The organism is Kribbella sp. CA-245084, from assembly GCF_050942355.1.
In the GTDB taxonomy this organism is placed as follows: Bacteria; Actinomycetota; Actinomycetes; order Propionibacteriales; family Kribbellaceae; genus Kribbella.
This window is the reverse complement of the sequence record NZ_CP192053.1, coordinates 8,499,979-8,514,975: the sequence shown is the minus strand read 5'-3', so window position 1 is coordinate 8,514,975 and position 14,997 is coordinate 8,499,979. Positions and strand designations below refer to the sequence as shown.

The window sequence follows — 14,997 nt, the reverse complement described above, 5'->3', positions numbered from 1 at the left end:
CCTAAACGGAGCGTCCGACAAATCCCTTCAACGACCGGAGGAGCCGCTTCAACCAGCCGACCGTACGGCGCGGCGCATCGTCGGCGACGACCGGCAACTCGGACGGCTGCCGCGCGGCGTCGAGGTACTTGGTGAGGATCTCGCTCTCGGTCCGCCGCAGCATCGCGCTCTGCTCGAGGAGCTCGAGTGCGGCGGTCATGCGACCGGCGTCGACCTCCGCGGAGCCGAGGTGTTGCAGGCAGCGTGCGTGGCCTTCGCGTTCGTCGATCTCGGCGTACAGGTGGGCGGCGTGGTCCCAGCGGCTGACGGCCTCGTGCTTGTTGTCCTGCATCCAGGCGGCCATGCCCATGAGCTCGAGTGCGTGCGCCTGGCCGCTCAGATCGCCTGCGGCTGTTGCCCGGGCGACAGCCGGTCGCAGGTGGTCGAGCGCGCCTTCGGCGTCCTGCTGGTAGAGGTGTACGACGGCGAGGTTGACGGCGATCGCCACGTCGGCCGCGAGGTCCGGACCGGGGCGCTTGAGCCGTGCCTCGTCCAGCCGGTCGCGTGCGTTCAGGACCGCCTCGTCGCGATCGTTCCCGGCAGGTGAGCGGTCCGCGCGAGCAAGAGACAGCAGAGCCCGCTCGACCTGCCGCCGCGTCGTCATTGCAGCTGCAGTGCGCGTGTGGGTCGCGATGTTGTCGGAGATGCCGAGCCGGGTGCTGGCCGTGTCCAGGTCGCCCAACATCCGGTACGCCGTTGCCGCGCGCGCCGCGGCGAGCTCGGCGAGATCACGGCGACTGCACACCTCGGCTGCGGCACTCAACAGGTCACTGAGCTGGAGCAGTGCATCCGGGTCGGCACGCCGTACGTACCAGGCCTCGAGGGCGTCGCAGATGCGGGCGAAGTCGTCGATGGTGTCGACGTGCGGCTTCTCGGTCATCAGCAGATCGCGGAGCCACTCCTCGTGCAGGGCATACCACTCGGCCGCCGCCATACCGCCGGCATGAGAGCCGAGCGCGATCATCCACTGCTCGGCCTCCTCCGCGGTCGCGTGCAGTTCAGCAGCACTCTCGCCGCTGTGCTGCCAGGATCGCCGAATCGCCGGGCCGTACTGGATGAGCGTGATCGCTCCGAGCAGCACGGTCACACCAAGGCCGATCCACTGCACCCAGCCGCCGCTGTCGAGGCTCTGGTTGAGTATCTCCGAGGCGAGCCCGGTGAGGAGTCCCGACGCCACAGTGCCGATGACGAAGCGGAATCCGCGCGTCTGGTACGGCGACTCCTCCTTCTCCGGCGCCTTCTCTTCCTCCTCGCTCATGGCCGACTCCCCGTCGTCAGTCCGCGTACGACGGTCCGCCAGAACGACAGCATCAGGACCGCGGGCACGATCGACGCGACGACGGCCGCGGCGGCGACCGGTCCGCTCGATGCGGAGAACTGTCGCGCCTCACCCCAGAGCACGAGCGACAACGGCGTCGTACCCGGTCCGCTGATCAGGAACCCGACGATGAAGTCGTTCCACACCAGTGCGAACTCCAGCACCGCGACAGCGATCAGCGCGGGACGGTACGTCCGCTGCACAGTCGCCAGTACGGCGCTCTGCCGTACCGGGCCTTGCAGCGCCTCAGACACCAACGCAGGTGGGGCAGACGCGAAGGCGGACCGCAGTAACAGCACAGCAAACGGGAGACCTGCTGCCGCGTGCACGAGAGCTAGTGCGATCCGGGAGCCGGCCAGTCCGGCTGCGTCGATCGCGTCTCGCAGCGGAGCGGCGTACATCTGCACGGGCGTCACCGCGAGTACGACGAACACTGCCATCACGGTCCGGCCGACGCGCATCGGTAGACCGCCCCACGCGACCAGATAGGCAGTCGGTACGGCGATCACGAGCAGCACGGCGGTGGCAGCGCTCGCGATGATCAGTGTGGACAGCATGGCCCGGAACAACCCGACATTCGCCGCTGCAGCGAACGACGAGAACCCGAGTCCCGACGCGGACCACCAGCCACGCACACCGGCTTCCGCAGGGGAGTGCAACGCGGTGATGACGAGTACTACGGCCGGGAAGATCCACACCAGCGCTACTGCGAGCCCGACGAGCCAGCCGAACCGCCGTACGGAACGTCGAGGCTTCGGCCGCCCGAGCGACGGATCCGGTCGTACGACGGTCACCGGCATCGCCCACCGCCGCCGACGCAAGCCCCGTACGCCGATCAGCGCCACCGCAGCGACGATCGCGAACAGTACGACGCCGAGCGCCGCCGTACGTCCCGTGTCGTCACCACTGGTCGTCGCTCGCCACCAGTTCAGCCCGAGTACGTCGGCGGACCGCTGCATCGACCCTGGCACGACGATCAGGATGAGATCGAAGACCCGCACCGCAGCGATCACCACTGTCAGCGTGACCACACCGGTGATCGGCCGCAGCAACGGGATCTCCAACGCACGCAGGCGCCGCCAGCCCCGAACGCCTTCTGCCGTGAGGGTTCTGGTCACATCGTCGGGTATGGCGTCCAGACCGGCCCGGAAGAGCGACACGACGTACCCGAGCCAGGTCCAGCCGAACGCGGACACCAGCACGAGCCAGAACAGACCAGGCCCGAGCCACACCGGGCTCGTCCCGAACAGTCGTGTCCAGACCGCCGTGACCGTCCCACGCTCGGGTGTCGGGTCGAAGAGCAGCCGGAACGTCGCACCGGACACCAGCACCGAGACTGCGAACGGAATGACCAGTGCGGGCTGCAGGAATGTCGTCACCGCGGGCAGTCGATAACTCAACAGGGCAAGGAAGAATCCGACCACGACGATCCCGAACGCAACCAGCACCCAGAGCAGACTGTTGCCGACGGCACGCAATGCGCCCTGGTCGGTCATCACCCCGAAGTTGCCGAACCCGAACCCGCCGGGTGTCCGGAACGCCGCTACAACGGTCACTCCGATCGGCACCAGCAGCAGACAGCTGAGCAGCAACGCCGGCAGCCCCAGTAGGTACGGTCCGGCCGGCCGACGGGGTTTGCCGGGGACCGGGCGACCGGTGATCTCACGGCCGACGATCTCGAGGGACAAGCCGTTGGTGTGCAGCCCCATCAGCTCTCCTCCACCTTGCGCATCTCGTCGATCGCGTCGTCCACAGCCCCTGGTACGACGGCAGCGCCGCGACCGCCGACCTGGATCAGGAAGTCGGTCAGCACACGCCACAGCCCGTTGATGTCGCCGAGCCGACCGAGCTGGTCGGACAGGTCGAACTGGAGTTGCTCACCGGGCTCGGTCAACTGCACGGCAAGTCGAGTGAGCTCAGGCGTGTACCCAGAGACCCGTCCGTCGACCAGGAACCCGCCCTCCTTGATCCACGGGTCAGCAGCGGTCCGCGCGGACAGGCGGCGTACGAGATCGCGGGCGTCGTCCCTGGTCGGCTTCGGCAGCACCATCACGTCGCCACCGACCACCACAGGTGCTGCAGCTCCCGGACCCATCGGCGGGAACGTGAAGAGACCGATGTCATCGGGGTCGGCGGCAAACGAGCGGACAACCGGCTCGGCGAAGTCGGATGCCAGCACCATGGCCGCTCTGCGATGGCCGAACACCTCGATCAGCGCATCCGGGAACTGCTGGACGAGCGACTCCTTGACTCCACCCGCCAGTACTCCAGGCGCCGACCACATGGTCCCCAGCAACCGCAGTGCCGCGCCGAACTGCGGCTGCTGCGACGGGCGCGGGTCGGTCGCTGCAGCGAGTCCTACGTAGACGCTGGGCGCAATACCGAGCAGCACGTTCTCCAGGAAGTCGGTGAGCACCCAGCCGTCACCTGCCGCCAGCGACAACGGTGTGATGCCAGCTTGCGTCAGCGTCCGGTTCAGCGTCAGCCACTCCGACCACAGTCGAGGCGGTTGTACGCCGGCCTGCTCGAACACCGAGGGCCGATACCAAACCGCCGACTTGTGCGCAGTCTTGAACGGCACGCCGTACGTCGTCCCGTTGTGCGTCAGGAGCTCGTTCCACAAACGAGCCTGCCCGAGCGGAGCCAGATCGTCGGGCATCGGCTCCAGGTCGCTGAGATGACGTGGGACCAGGCCGGGCTGCGGGAGCATGACGATGTCCGGGCGTCGCGTGGAGCGTGCACCGAACGCCGTGGAGATGTCGTCGCCGAGCGGTACGACCTCGACCGGGTAGTCGAGCGCTCCCAGACCGTCGAGGACCTTATGGAACGCGCGCAGCTCCTGCCCGCTCCAGCTGACGGCCACCCGAACAGCACGCCGCAGTCCCAGCACGTCACTCGAACACCCGGTGAGCAGAAGCGCTCCTGCGGCACCGAGGAATGCTCTGCGGCTACTCGGCATCGTCAAACCCGGCAATGCGTGTCGCGCTGGTGGTGATGAGCAGCAGTGCGACCGAGGCGAGGTCGGGGTTGGGTCGGATCGACAGGAGCGATCCCCAGGTAGGCAGGCCGGTCGCGTCCTCCAGCACGATCGCTCGCGGGTACGCGCCGAGTGCACGAGCCACTCCGGCCAGCCTGCGACGACCTGGGGTGATCTCGTGCGGGTAGCGGTCCTGGACGTCCTCGAGACCACAGCCGATGACCTTGACCAGGCTCTCGTCCCGGGCAGCCTGCGTGGTGACCTGATGTGTCGTCCGGTGGCCGTGCATCACATTGCCGAGGACGGTCAGGTGGGGGAGCAGTCCGCCTTCAGCCGGCACCAGCCGGACCGGTCCGCCCTTCAGCACGACCGCACCGGGCGGTGGGTCATCCAGTCCGGTCAGTACGTCGGCGAGCCGGCGACGATCGGCGGCGTGCGGTACGACGACCGCGCGCTGCTCACCTACGTCGATCCGGAGCCGCTCCGGCAGCCCCGGTACGCGTTCGAGCAGCAGACCATCCATCTCGTTAACCCTATGAGTACTGAAGGTCGGTCCGCAGACCACAGAGAGTGTCGGCTAGAAGCTCTTGCTCCACAGGTTGACGGCGTAGTCGACCTCGGCGCCGGCATGCGAGGCGATGATCCGCTGCGCGTCCTTCGGCGTGAACTCGATCTTCACCACCGCCTCGAAGTCGGCCCGGCTCTCGAACCGCCAGCCCATGTCCAGCGCCGTCCGGTGCCAGCCGCGGTCGGTCCAGAACCGCTCCACCTCGGCCGGCTTGATCATCGGGTACGACGTACTGAACCAGCCGCCGAACGTGGACCGGCTGCCGTCGTTGTCGATCACGAACGCGGTCCCGCCGTGGCGCATCACCCGGTCCAGCTCGGCCAGCCCGGGTTCACAGCCCGGTCCGAAGAAGTACGCCCAGCGCGCATGCATCACGTCGATCGACGAGTCCGGCACCGGCAGGGCCTGCGCCGTACCCTGCCGTACCTCGACGTTCGGCAACGCCTGCGTCCGTCGACGGGCGGCGTCGGCCAGCGCGCCGTGCGGCTCCACGCCGATCACTCGTCCGGCAGTCGCGGCGAACTTGGGCAGGTGGAAGCCGGTACCGCAGCCGATGTCGAGCAGCGTTGCGCCGGCCCAGTCCCGGATCGCCCGCATCGCCGGCTCGATCACGCCATCCGGGTCCACTGCCCGGTTCTCGATCTCGTACACCTTCGGGTGGTGCCAGATGTTGGGACTCGGGATCCCACCCTCCGCGATGCTCACGACGTTCGAGCCTAATACAGTTGAGGCGGCCCTCCGGCGCTGCGATGCTGCCCTCCGTGCAGATGACCGAGTACGCCGGCCCTGACGGCCTCAGTGACATGCAGGAGCTCGTCCAGCGGACGTGGAGTCCAGTGTCCCGGCTGCACCTCGGCGACGTCGCCTGGGAGCGAAGCGTGAACGCCCGCCGCTCGTCTGCGGATTGGCGTACGGCGGTCTGGCGTGACGGCGACGACGTGGTGGCTTGGGGGTGGCTGGCGCAGCCGGGTCATCTCCTCATGACCGTGGACCCGGACCGGCCGGAGCTCGCAGGTGCGGTCGTGGAGTGGTTCCAGGCGACAGCGGACGGCCCGCGATTGGCCGCCGGTGTGCTGGAGACCGAGAAGCACTTGTTGGCCGCCCTGGAGTCGGCCGGCTTCCAGCGTGACGACGATGCGCCGTACTACACCCACCACTGGATCTCGCTGGACGCACTGGCCGAACCAGTCGTCCCCGAAGGCCTGACGCTGCGGCACGTACGGGAAGACGAGGTGGCGAAGCGGGCTGCTGCGCACCGGGCGGCCTGGTCCGACTGGGGGCCGTCAAAGGTGACCGACGACGACATGGCCGAGGTGATGTCGACCTGGCCCTACCGACCCGAGCTGGACTGGGTCGTGGAGAACGAGGCCGGAGAGTTCGTCGCCTCGGCGCTGATCTGGCTGGACGAGCAGCACCAGGTCGGACTGGTCGAGCCCGTCGGGTGTGCTCCGGAGTACCGGCGGCGTGGACTCGGTGCGGCTGTCAACCTGGCCGCACTGCATGCGTTGCGAGAAGCAGGTGGGACCAAGGCGGTCGTCTGTCCACGAGGTGATGACGGATACCCGCAGGCGCGGGCGCTGTACCAGAGCTTCGGCTTTCGGCCGGGTTCACGCACGCTGCATCTGCTGCTTGGTTAGTGCAGCAGTCAGGGCGGCCGGGATCAGGAGCAGCCCGCAGAAGACCGCCAGCCAGTGGAAGCCGAGGTAGGCGAGGACCGGGCCGGCAGCCGTGCCCGAAAGGGAAGCCAGGACGCCCATGGTCAGGTCGGACAGGCCCTGAGCCGAAGTGCGGATGCCGTCCGGGACGGACCGGGACAGCAGCGTCGACCCGGCGACCAGACAGGCGGACCAGCCGAGGCCCAGCGTGAACAGGGCGAGTCCGGTCAGCGCGTGCGCGTCATCCGGCGCGACGGCGGCCAGCGTCATCGCGATCGCGAGGATGCCGAGGCCGATGCCGATCGTGGGAATGCGGCCGAGCCGGTCGGCCAGCCAGCCGGTCACCGGGGACAGTGCGTACATGCCGGCGACGTGTCCGCTGATGACGAAGCCGACGATGGTCAGGGACGCGCCGTGGTGTCGCAGGTGCACTGACGTCATCGACATGACCCCGACCATCACCGCGTGCGCAGTCGCGATGGCTAGCAGCCCCAGGCGGGCATGCGGAATCGCGATCACCTGCCGGAAGGTCTCTGCCAGCGGCTGGCGCTCCACCCTGGTCGGTCTCACCTGGCTTCGCATGCCTACCCAAACGGTGACTGCGCTGAGTCCGAAGGCGACGACCGAGAAGACGTACGGCCCGGCCAGCGTCAGGATGCCGAGCGACGACCCGATCGAGCCGCCGACGCCGGTCAGGTTCGGGCCGACGATCACGCCGATCGTGGTGGCCCAGACGACCAGCCCGAGCGAGCGGGCGATGCGGCTGGGCTCGGCGGCGTCGGTAGCGGCGTACCGCGACTGCAGGTTGGAAGCCGAGCCGCTGCCGAAGAGGCAGCCGGCTGCGAGCAGCAAGGTGAGCGAGCCGAGCTGGGCAGCGAGGATCGTCAGCGCGGCTCCTACGAAGGCGATCAAGTAGCCGAGGCTCAGTGAGACCCGTCGACCATGGGAGCGAGCCAGGCCTGCCAGAGGTACGGCGAGCGCGGCGGCGCCCAGCGTGGTGGAGGTGGCTACCAGGCCGGCCAGCGAAGTCGAGCCGGAGACGTTCTCGGCGAGGAGGGCAGCCACCGCGAAGCCGCTGGCGGTCGCGACTCCGCCGAGTGCGTTGCTGGCGACCAGCACGCGTAGGGTCGTCCGCTGCTGCTCGCTGGTCACGGGCAAACCCTCTCATGAAACCTGACGCGGAAGCTGATTATAGGATCGTCCTGACATAAATCGACCCAGGCTGCTTGGAGTCCGGATGTCCGACATCGCGATCGTCCCTGCCCCGCGAGAACTCACCGTCGAAGAGGGCCGGTGGATCACCGCCGATCCGCTCGGGGAGGCCGTCCGGGACGTGGTCGAGAACCTCGAGCCGAACGAGTACCGCATCGACGTCAGCCTGGACGGCGCCCGCCTGACGGCCGGCTCCGAGGACGCGCTCCGGCACGCGGAGACGACGTACGCGCAGCTGATCGAGGCGGCCGAGCCGACCGACGAGTTCGGCAAGGTCGCGGTCCCGCTGGCGCGGATCGCCGACGCGCCGCGGTTCGCCTGGCGCGGGATGATGCTCGACGTGGCCCGGCATTTCATGCCGAAGGAGTTCGTCCTCAAGATCATCGACGTGCTCGCCCTGCACCGGCTGAACGTGCTGCACTTCCACCTCACCGACGATCAGGGCTGGCGGGTCGAGATCGAGGCGTACCCGAAGCTCACCGAGATCGGCGCGTGGCGGGCCGAGACGATGGTCGGCAAGATGACCCGCGGCCAGAAGGAGTTCGAGTACGACGGTCAGCGGCACGGCGGGTTCTACACCAAGGACGACCTCCGCGAGATCGTCGCGTACGCCGCTGAGCGGGGGATCACCGTCGTACCGGAGATCGACCTGCCGGGGCACATGCAGGCCGCGATCACGGCGTACCCGGAGCTGGGGAACCACCCGGACCAGCAGTTGACGGTCCGCCAGTACTGGGGCATCAGCGAGGACGTGCTGAACGTCAACGACGCGACGGTCGAGTTCGTGAAGACCGTGCTGCGTGAGGTGCTCGACATCTTCCCCTCGCCGTACGTCCACCTCGGCGGTGACGAGTGCCCGTCGGTGCAGTGGGGCGAGTCCGAGGCGGCGCAGAAGCGGCAGGCCGAGCTGGGGCTGGACGAGCCGGGCCAGCTGCAGGGCTGGTTCACCGCGCAGGTCGCGGAGGTGCTGGCCGAGCAGGACCGGCGGCTGGTCGGCTGGGACGAGATGGTCGACACCGACTGCCCGGACGACGCCGTGATCATGGCGTGGCGGAGTGCCGAGCGCGGCGAGATCTCGGTGAAGGCCGGTCACGAGACCGTGATGGCGCCGTGCGAGTCGGTGTACTTCGACTACTACCAGGGCGACCCGGCCACCGAACCGCTTGCCATCGGCAACTTCATCCCGCTGGAGAAGGTGTACGACTTCGAGGTGATCCCGGAGTCGCTGACCGACGACGAGAAGGCGCTGATCGTCGGCACCCAGTGCCAGATCTGGACCGAGTACATGCCCGGCCCGGAGCAGGTCGGTTACATGGTGCTACCGCGGCTGTCCGCGTTCGCCGAGCGGGCCTGGGGCTCGGAGAAGGTCTCGTACGACGAGTTCCTCGGCCGGCTCCGCCCGCACCTGGCCCGGATCGAGCGACTCGGCGTGAACTACCGCCCACTCGATAGCTGAGGGGATAACTAAATCTCCGTAATCCCTGTGAGCAGGGGTAGACGACCCGGCCGTGTCTGGCGAACGATGAAGCGTCGGAGGGCCGGGTCGGGGAGCGGAGGACGCATGACCGCGGTGGGGCCGCTGGACGCGATGTTCCTGGGTGGCGAGACCCGGGAGCAGCCGATGCATGTCGGTGGGTTGATGCTGTTCGAGCTTCCGGAGGGCGCCGGCCGGGACAATGTGTTCCCGGAGAGCTCGCGGGACTTCGTCTCCCGGCTGTACCGCGACATGCTCGCGGCGCCGTCGGTCAATCCCATGTTCGAACGGCGGGTGCGGAACCGGCCGCAGGATCTCGGCTACTGGTCCTGGGAGCAGGATCCGGACATCGACCTCGAGTACCACGTCCGGCTGTCCGCGCTGCCTCGCCCGGGGCGCTACCGAGAGCTGTTCGAGCTCACCAGCCGGTTGCACGGAACGCTCCTGGACCGTCACCGCCCGCTGTGGGAGATGCACCTGATCGAAGGGGTCGAGGGCCGCCGCTTCGCGCTCTACAGCAAGATCCACCACTCGATGATCGACGGCGTCACCGCCCTTCGCTGGATGCAGGACACCCTCACCACCGACCCTCGTAGTACCGGCATGCCACCCACCTACGCGCTGCCGCAGCAGCACGAGCCGGCTGCGAGCGCCGGCCGGCTGCCGTCGCTCGCACGAATGCCGGTCGACGCGGTCAAGACGCTCGCCGATCTGGCAGGTCTTCCGTTGGCCGGGGTCAAGGGCCTGCTGCAGTCGACGATGCCGTTCCAGGCGCCGAAGACGATCTTCAATCAGCGGGTGACCGGGGCTCGGCGGTTCGCGGCGCAGTCCTGGCCTCTCGAGCGCTTGGAGAAGGTTCGGGCGATCACCGGTGCGACGTTCAACGACGTACTGCTCGCGATGTGTTCAGGGGCCTTGCGCAACTACTTGATCGAGCTGGACGCCCTTCCGGACAGGGCATTGACGGCCATGGTCCCGGTTTCCTTGCGGGACCGCGACGGGGCGCCCGGCGGTGGCAACTCGCTCACCACGTTGATCGCCGACCTCGCCACCGACCTGCCCGATCCCGATCGCCGGATCCGCCGCATCATGGCCTCGACCGCCCACGGCAAGGGCGTGCTGTCCGAGCTCAGCCCGCTGCAGAACCTGATCGTCGGCGCGCTCGGCTTCGGCGTCGCAGGCCCGGCCGCGGTCCTCCCCGGTGTGGCGAGCCATACGAGGCCGCCGTACAACGTGGTGATCTCGAACGTCCCGGGACCCACCGAGAGCCCGCTGTACTGGAACCGGTCGCGGCTGCTCGGGATGTACCCGGCGAGCATCGTGCTCAACGGCCAGGCGCTGAACATCAGCGTCACCAGCTACGACCACCAGCTCCACTTCGGCCTGATCGGCGACCGCCGGACCGTCCCGCACCTGCAACGCATGCTCGGCCACCTCGAGACCTCACTGACAGACCTCGAGAACATCCACTAGCCGGCGAGCAGGGCGTCGATCTGCGACATGGCCTGCTGCATGCCGATGTCCATCTGGATGCCGAGCAGCTGATCCATCTGTTCGCGGGTGTCGAACGAAGCGCGCAGTTCCATCCGGGTGCCGCCGTCGGACGCCGTCAGCTCCAGATGCGCGATGTACGGCGGGAGCGCGTCGTCGATCTCCCCGTCGGCGTTCGCGAACGCGTCGACGAACTCGAGCGACTTCGGCGGATCCACCGCGATGAACGTCCACAGGCCGTGGAACTTCTCGCCCTCCGGGCTGGTCATGTAGTAGAACACCCGGCCGCCCGGCGTCAGGTCGTGATCGACCATCGTCGCCGGATGCGTCGGCGGCCCCCACCACCGCTCGAGCTTGCGCGGGTCGGCCCACAGCTCCCAGACCTTGTCGGTGGACGCGTCGAAGTCCGCCACCAGGGTGAGGGTCAACGCCTCAAAATCCTTGTTAATGCTGGTCACGCCCATGTGTTCCATCTCCTTCGTCTTCGGCCAACAGGTCGGACATCCGCTCGATCCGTCCGCGCCAGGTCGCCTCGAGCTGGTCCAGCGCCTCCCGGGCCCGCCGTACGGCGTCGATCTCACTGCGCACGAGCTGCTCCCTCCCGCGTCGTTCCTTGCTCACCAGGCCGGCCCGCTCCAGGACGGCGACGTGCTTCTGCACCGCGGCGAAACTCATCGGATACACGTCGGCCAACCGGGACACCGATGCCGCCTCGCCCAGGCACCGCCGCACGATGTCGCGCCGCGTCGCATCCGCCAACGCGTGCAGCAACCGATCTGTCAGAACCTCATCTACAACCATTTGGTTGTATGTTAGGCCGAAGAAAACCCCCGGTCAAGAGAGACCGGGGGTTCGAGTTACAGGCGAACGATCCCGTTCGGAGTGTCGAAGACGGCTGCATTGAGGCCGGGCTGGCCGTTGGGGCCGACCCAGGCGACGTCGAGGTCGTTCAGCAGGTGGTCGGCCGGGTGGCCGATCCAGTCGGTGACGCGGACCGGGTCGCCGGCGATCTCGAGGGCGGTCAGCTTGACGCCCTTGCCGCCGACCGACGGGTGCTCGCCGAGGTCGTCCCAGTGGATGAAGAACGGCAGCTGCGGGTCGGCGATCAGACCCTTCACGCCGATCTGCCGCCAGGTCAGGTTGACCCCGTCGGGCCGGTGCCGGTTGCCCGGAACCGCCTGCCGGCCGAGGCGCTGCTCCATCCGCTCCATGTCGCGGACGGCAACCACCCAGCCCAGCCAGCCGCCGCCGAGCTCCTTGCGGGCGCGCACCGCCTGACCGAAGGGAGCCTTGTCGGAGGCCGGGTGGTCCAGTACGTCGACCACCTCGATGTAGCGGTCGTTCTCCAACGGGAGGATGTGGTTCACCGTGCCGAAGCGCGGGTGCACCCCACCGTCGACGAACTCCGCTCCGAGCAGCGTGGACAACCGCTCGACGGTCGCACGGCACCCCTCGGGCCCGCACGCGTACGACAGATGATCCAGACGCATGCCAGTCATTCTGTCCTCACCCACCGACAGTTGCCGCCACCGGGTGTGTCGTTAGGCTCTAGGACATGCGCACGGTCGTTATCGGAGGAACCGGTCATATCGGCACGTACCTGGTCCCGGCGCTGGTCCGCCTCGGTCATCAGGTCACGGTGCTCAGCCGCGGCGAACGTACGCCGTACCAGTCGGACGGAGCGTGGCAGCGGGTCGAGCTGATCCAGGTCGACCGGGAGGCCGAGGATGCTGCCGGCACGTTCGGGCAGCGGGTCGCCGAGCTGAGCCCGGACATCGTGATCGACCTGATCTGCTTCACCGAGGACAGTGCGCGGCAACTCGCCGAGGCGGTGCAAGGAAAGATCCAGCATCTCCTGCACTGCGGCACGATCTGGGTGCACGGCCCGAGCGTGATCGTCCCGACCCGCGAGGACACGCCGCGCAGGCCGTTCGGCGAGTACGGCGTACAGAAGGCGGCGATCGAGGCGTACCTGCTCGGCAAGGCGCGCCGCCACGGACTGCCGGTGACGATCGTCCACCCCGGTCACATCTGCGGACCCGGATGGACGCCGGTCAACCCGGCCGGCAACTTCAATCTCGGCGTCTACGACAAGCTTGCCCAAGGCGACGGTGTCCTGCTGCCGAACTTGGGCCTCGAGACGCTCAACCCGGTCCACGCAGCCGACGTCGCGGGCGTCTTCCTGGCTGCGATCGCGAACCGTTCGACAGCGATCGGCGAGAGCTTCCACGCGGTCGCCGGCGATGCGGTGACGCTCCGCGGGTACGCCGAAACCGTGGCCGGCTGGTTCGGTCAGGAAGCCCGGCTGAGCTTCGCGTCCTGGGACGAATGGCGCCAGACCGTCTCCGACCAGGACGCAGGCGCCACGCGGGACCACATCGAGCACAGCCCGAACTGCTCGATGGACAAGGCAGCCCGCCTGCTCGGCTTCCGCCCGCGCTACTCTGCGGTCGAGGCCGCCCTGGACGCGATCGGGTGGCTCGTCGACAACGGCAAGATCACTACTTAGACGCCGGGTGAGGCAGCAGCGGTCGGGCTGCCTCCAGGTGCTGACGGCACATCTCGGCGAGTACGTCGTACGCCTTGTGGCCCATCAGGGTCTGCAGCTCGACCTTGCTCGACTCGAAGACCGCCTCGACGCCGACATGCGCCTCGGTGTTTCCGGTGCAGTACCAGTCGAGGTCGTGCCCGCCCGGGCCCCAGCCGCGCCGGTCGTACTCAGCGATGCCGACCTCGGTGTACGTCGTGCCGTCGGGTCGCTCGACCTCGCGGAAGGTCCGCCGGATCGGCAACTGCCAGCAGACGTCGGGCTTGGTCTCGACGAAGTGGATGTCGCGCTTGAGCGCCAGGCCGTGCAGCGCACAGCCCGCGCCGCCTTCGAAACCCGGACGGTTCAGGAAGATGCAGGCGCCGTCCCAGACCCGGGTCTTGCGCTCACCCTCGTCGTCGGTCTCGACCCAGCCGTTGGCCCGGCCTTCCTTACGGAACTGCCAGTCCTCCTTGCCGAGCTCCTTGGCCCACTTCTTCACCCGCTTCTCGTCATCGGCATCGGAGAAGTGCGCGCCGAGCGTGCAACAGCCGTCGTTCGGCCGGCCCTTGTAGATCCCCTGGCAGCCACCGCCGAAGATGCAGGACCAGTTGGACGTCAGCCAGGTCAGGTCGCAGCGGAACACCTGGTCGGAGTCGTCGGGGTCGATGAACTCGACCCAGGCACGGGGGAAATCAAGAGAAACCTCAGGCACTCAGAAAGCGTACGCGCGATCGGTCCCCAACCGTGAACCCCCACTCCCGAACCGCCGTTACTCCTGCGGTCCAGTAGCGTGGGGGAATGCGGCTCGGCGTACTCGACGTGGGATCAAACACCGTCCACCTGCTCGTGGTGGACGCGCATCGCGGTGCCGCGCCGCTCCCGGCGTACTCGCACAAGACCGAGCTGCGGCTGGCCGAGCACCTCGACAAGGACGGCAAGATCGACGAGTCCGGGGCCGACGGACTGATCGCGTTCACCAAGGAAGCTGTCGTGCTGGCCGAGGACAAGGGCTGCGAGTCGGTGCTCGCGTTCGCCACCTCCGCGCTGCGCGAGGCGCCGAACGGCGAGAAGATGCTGGACCGCGTCCGGTCCGAGACCGGCGTGGACCTCGAGGTGCTGAGCGGCGACGACGAGGCCCGCCTGACATTCCTCGCCGTACGGCGTTGGTTCGGCTGGTCCTCCGGCCGGCTGGCGGTGTTCGACATCGGCGGTGGGTCGCTGGAGATCGCGGCCGGATCGGACGAGCAGCCGACCGTCGCGGTCTCGGTCCAGCTCGGCGCCGGCCGGCTGACCCGCGAGGCCCTGACCGCGGACCCGCCGGACAAGGACCAGGTCCGTGAACTGCGGCGGCGGATCCGGCTGGAGATGGCGGCCGTTGCAGGTCCGGTGCTGCGGGCCGGCAAGCCGCAGCGTTCGGTGGCCACCAGCAAGACGTTCCGTTCCCTGGCCCGGTTGGCCGGAGCGGCTCCGTCCGCCGACGGCCCGTACGTGGCCCGCACCCTGAACCGGGACGACCTGAACGACTGGATCCCGAAGCTGACCAAGATGACCGCCGCCGAGCGGGCCGCGCTGCCGGGAGTATCGGCCGGCCGGTCGTCGCAGCTGGTCGCCGGCGCACTCGTCGCGGACGCCGTGATGGACCTGTTCGACCTGCCCGCGCTCGAGATCTGCCCCTGGGCGCTCCGCGAGGGCGTCATCTTGTCCCGGCTCGACCAGCTGCAACCCCGGTGAAC

General features: G+C 68.4%; 15 protein-coding genes. 5 read left to right on the top strand and 10 right to left on the bottom strand.

Annotation, left to right across the window (positions count from 1 at the left end; translation table 11 throughout):
• Position 1: 1 nt before the first annotated feature.
• From ACQPYH_RS40885 to ACQPYH_RS40865, 5 genes are read right to left on the bottom strand one after another with little or no spacing between them, the layout of a single operon-like run.
• Positions 2-1,297: a hypothetical protein gene (locus tag ACQPYH_RS40885; RefSeq protein WP_432883068.1), complete on the bottom strand. Its 1,296-nt coding sequence runs from the start codon at positions 1,295-1,297 to the stop codon at positions 2-4.
• On the bottom strand, positions 1,294-3,066 hold the full coding sequence (locus ACQPYH_RS40880) for an ABC transporter permease subunit (protein WP_432883066.1): 1,773 nt from the start codon (positions 3,064-3,066) through the stop codon (positions 1,294-1,296). Before ACQPYH_RS40880 ends, ACQPYH_RS40885 begins: the two co-directional genes overlap by 4 nt.
• Complete coding sequence (locus ACQPYH_RS40875; protein WP_432883063.1) at positions 3,066-4,316, bottom strand: ABC transporter substrate-binding protein; 1,251 nt, start codon at positions 4,314-4,316, stop codon at positions 3,066-3,068. Before ACQPYH_RS40875 ends, ACQPYH_RS40880 begins: the two co-directional genes overlap by 1 nt.
• A complete protein-coding gene (locus ACQPYH_RS40870) occupies positions 4,306-4,857 on the bottom strand; it encodes a hypothetical protein (RefSeq protein ID WP_432883061.1) in 552 nt (183 codons plus the stop codon). The genes ACQPYH_RS40875 and ACQPYH_RS40870 overlap by 11 nt, the downstream gene beginning before the upstream one ends.
• A 54-nt stretch (positions 4,858-4,911) precedes the next feature.
• Positions 4,912-5,607, bottom strand: coding sequence for a class I SAM-dependent methyltransferase (locus tag ACQPYH_RS40865; RefSeq protein WP_432883058.1), 696 nt, complete (start codon positions 5,605-5,607; stop codon positions 4,912-4,914).
• 62 nt (positions 5,608-5,669) lie between these two features.
• Between ACQPYH_RS40865 and ACQPYH_RS40860 the strand changes: the two genes are divergently transcribed.
• On the top strand, positions 5,670-6,539 hold the full coding sequence (locus tag ACQPYH_RS40860; protein WP_432894623.1) for a GNAT family N-acetyltransferase: 870 nt from the start codon (positions 5,670-5,672) through the stop codon (positions 6,537-6,539).
• On the opposite strand, the gene ACQPYH_RS40855 is transcribed toward ACQPYH_RS40860, so the two are convergent.
• Positions 6,510-7,709: an MFS transporter gene (locus tag ACQPYH_RS40855; protein WP_432883056.1), complete on the bottom strand. Its 1,200-nt coding sequence runs from the start codon at positions 7,707-7,709 to the stop codon at positions 6,510-6,512. The two genes, ACQPYH_RS40860 and ACQPYH_RS40855, sit on opposite strands and share 30 nt — an antisense overlap.
• Positions 7,710-7,794: 85 nt before the next feature.
• Between ACQPYH_RS40855 and ACQPYH_RS40850 the strand changes: the two genes are divergently transcribed.
• Together ACQPYH_RS40850 and ACQPYH_RS40845 are read left to right on the top strand one after the other, a co-directional pair.
• A complete protein-coding gene (locus ACQPYH_RS40850; protein WP_432883053.1) occupies positions 7,795-9,225 on the top strand; it encodes a beta-N-acetylhexosaminidase in 1,431 nt (476 codons plus the stop codon).
• Between the two features lie 105 nt (positions 9,226-9,330).
• The gene (locus tag ACQPYH_RS40845) at positions 9,331-10,716 is read left to right on the top strand and encodes a WS/DGAT/MGAT family O-acyltransferase (RefSeq protein WP_432883050.1); all 1,386 of its coding nucleotides are present in this window, start codon (positions 9,331-9,333) and stop codon (positions 10,714-10,716) included.
• On the opposite strand, the gene ACQPYH_RS40840 is transcribed toward ACQPYH_RS40845, so the two are convergent.
• From ACQPYH_RS40840 to ACQPYH_RS40830, 3 genes are read right to left on the bottom strand one after another with little or no spacing between them, the layout of a single operon-like run.
• Positions 10,713-11,192, bottom strand: a complete 480-nt coding sequence (locus ACQPYH_RS40840; protein WP_432883047.1) for an SRPBCC family protein — start codon at positions 11,190-11,192, stop codon at positions 10,713-10,715. The genes ACQPYH_RS40845 and ACQPYH_RS40840 overlap by 4 nt on opposite strands.
• Positions 11,179-11,535, bottom strand: a complete 357-nt coding sequence (locus ACQPYH_RS40835; RefSeq protein ID WP_350866815.1) for an ArsR/SmtB family transcription factor — start codon at positions 11,533-11,535, stop codon at positions 11,179-11,181. Before ACQPYH_RS40835 ends, ACQPYH_RS40840 begins: the two co-directional genes overlap by 14 nt.
• Before the next feature lie 56 nt (positions 11,536-11,591).
• Complete coding sequence (locus ACQPYH_RS40830; RefSeq protein WP_363878869.1) at positions 11,592-12,224, bottom strand: VOC family protein; 633 nt, start codon at positions 12,222-12,224, stop codon at positions 11,592-11,594.
• 65 nt (positions 12,225-12,289) lie between these two features.
• Here ACQPYH_RS40830 and ACQPYH_RS40825 point away from each other — a divergent pair, with 65 nt between their 5' ends.
• The gene (locus ACQPYH_RS40825; protein WP_432883043.1) at positions 12,290-13,243 is read left to right on the top strand and encodes an NAD-dependent epimerase/dehydratase family protein; all 954 of its coding nucleotides are present in this window, start codon (positions 12,290-12,292) and stop codon (positions 13,241-13,243) included.
• On the opposite strand, the gene ACQPYH_RS40820 is transcribed toward ACQPYH_RS40825, so the two are convergent.
• On the bottom strand, positions 13,236-13,976 hold the full coding sequence (locus tag ACQPYH_RS40820) for a hypothetical protein (RefSeq protein ID WP_432883041.1): 741 nt from the start codon (positions 13,974-13,976) through the stop codon (positions 13,236-13,238). The genes ACQPYH_RS40825 and ACQPYH_RS40820 overlap by 8 nt on opposite strands.
• Positions 13,977-14,062: 86 nt before the next feature.
• Between ACQPYH_RS40820 and ACQPYH_RS40815 the strand changes: the two genes are divergently transcribed.
• A complete protein-coding gene (locus ACQPYH_RS40815; RefSeq protein ID WP_432883039.1) occupies positions 14,063-14,995 on the top strand; it encodes a Ppx/GppA family phosphatase in 933 nt (310 codons plus the stop codon).
• Positions 14,996-14,997 lie beyond the last annotated feature (2 nt).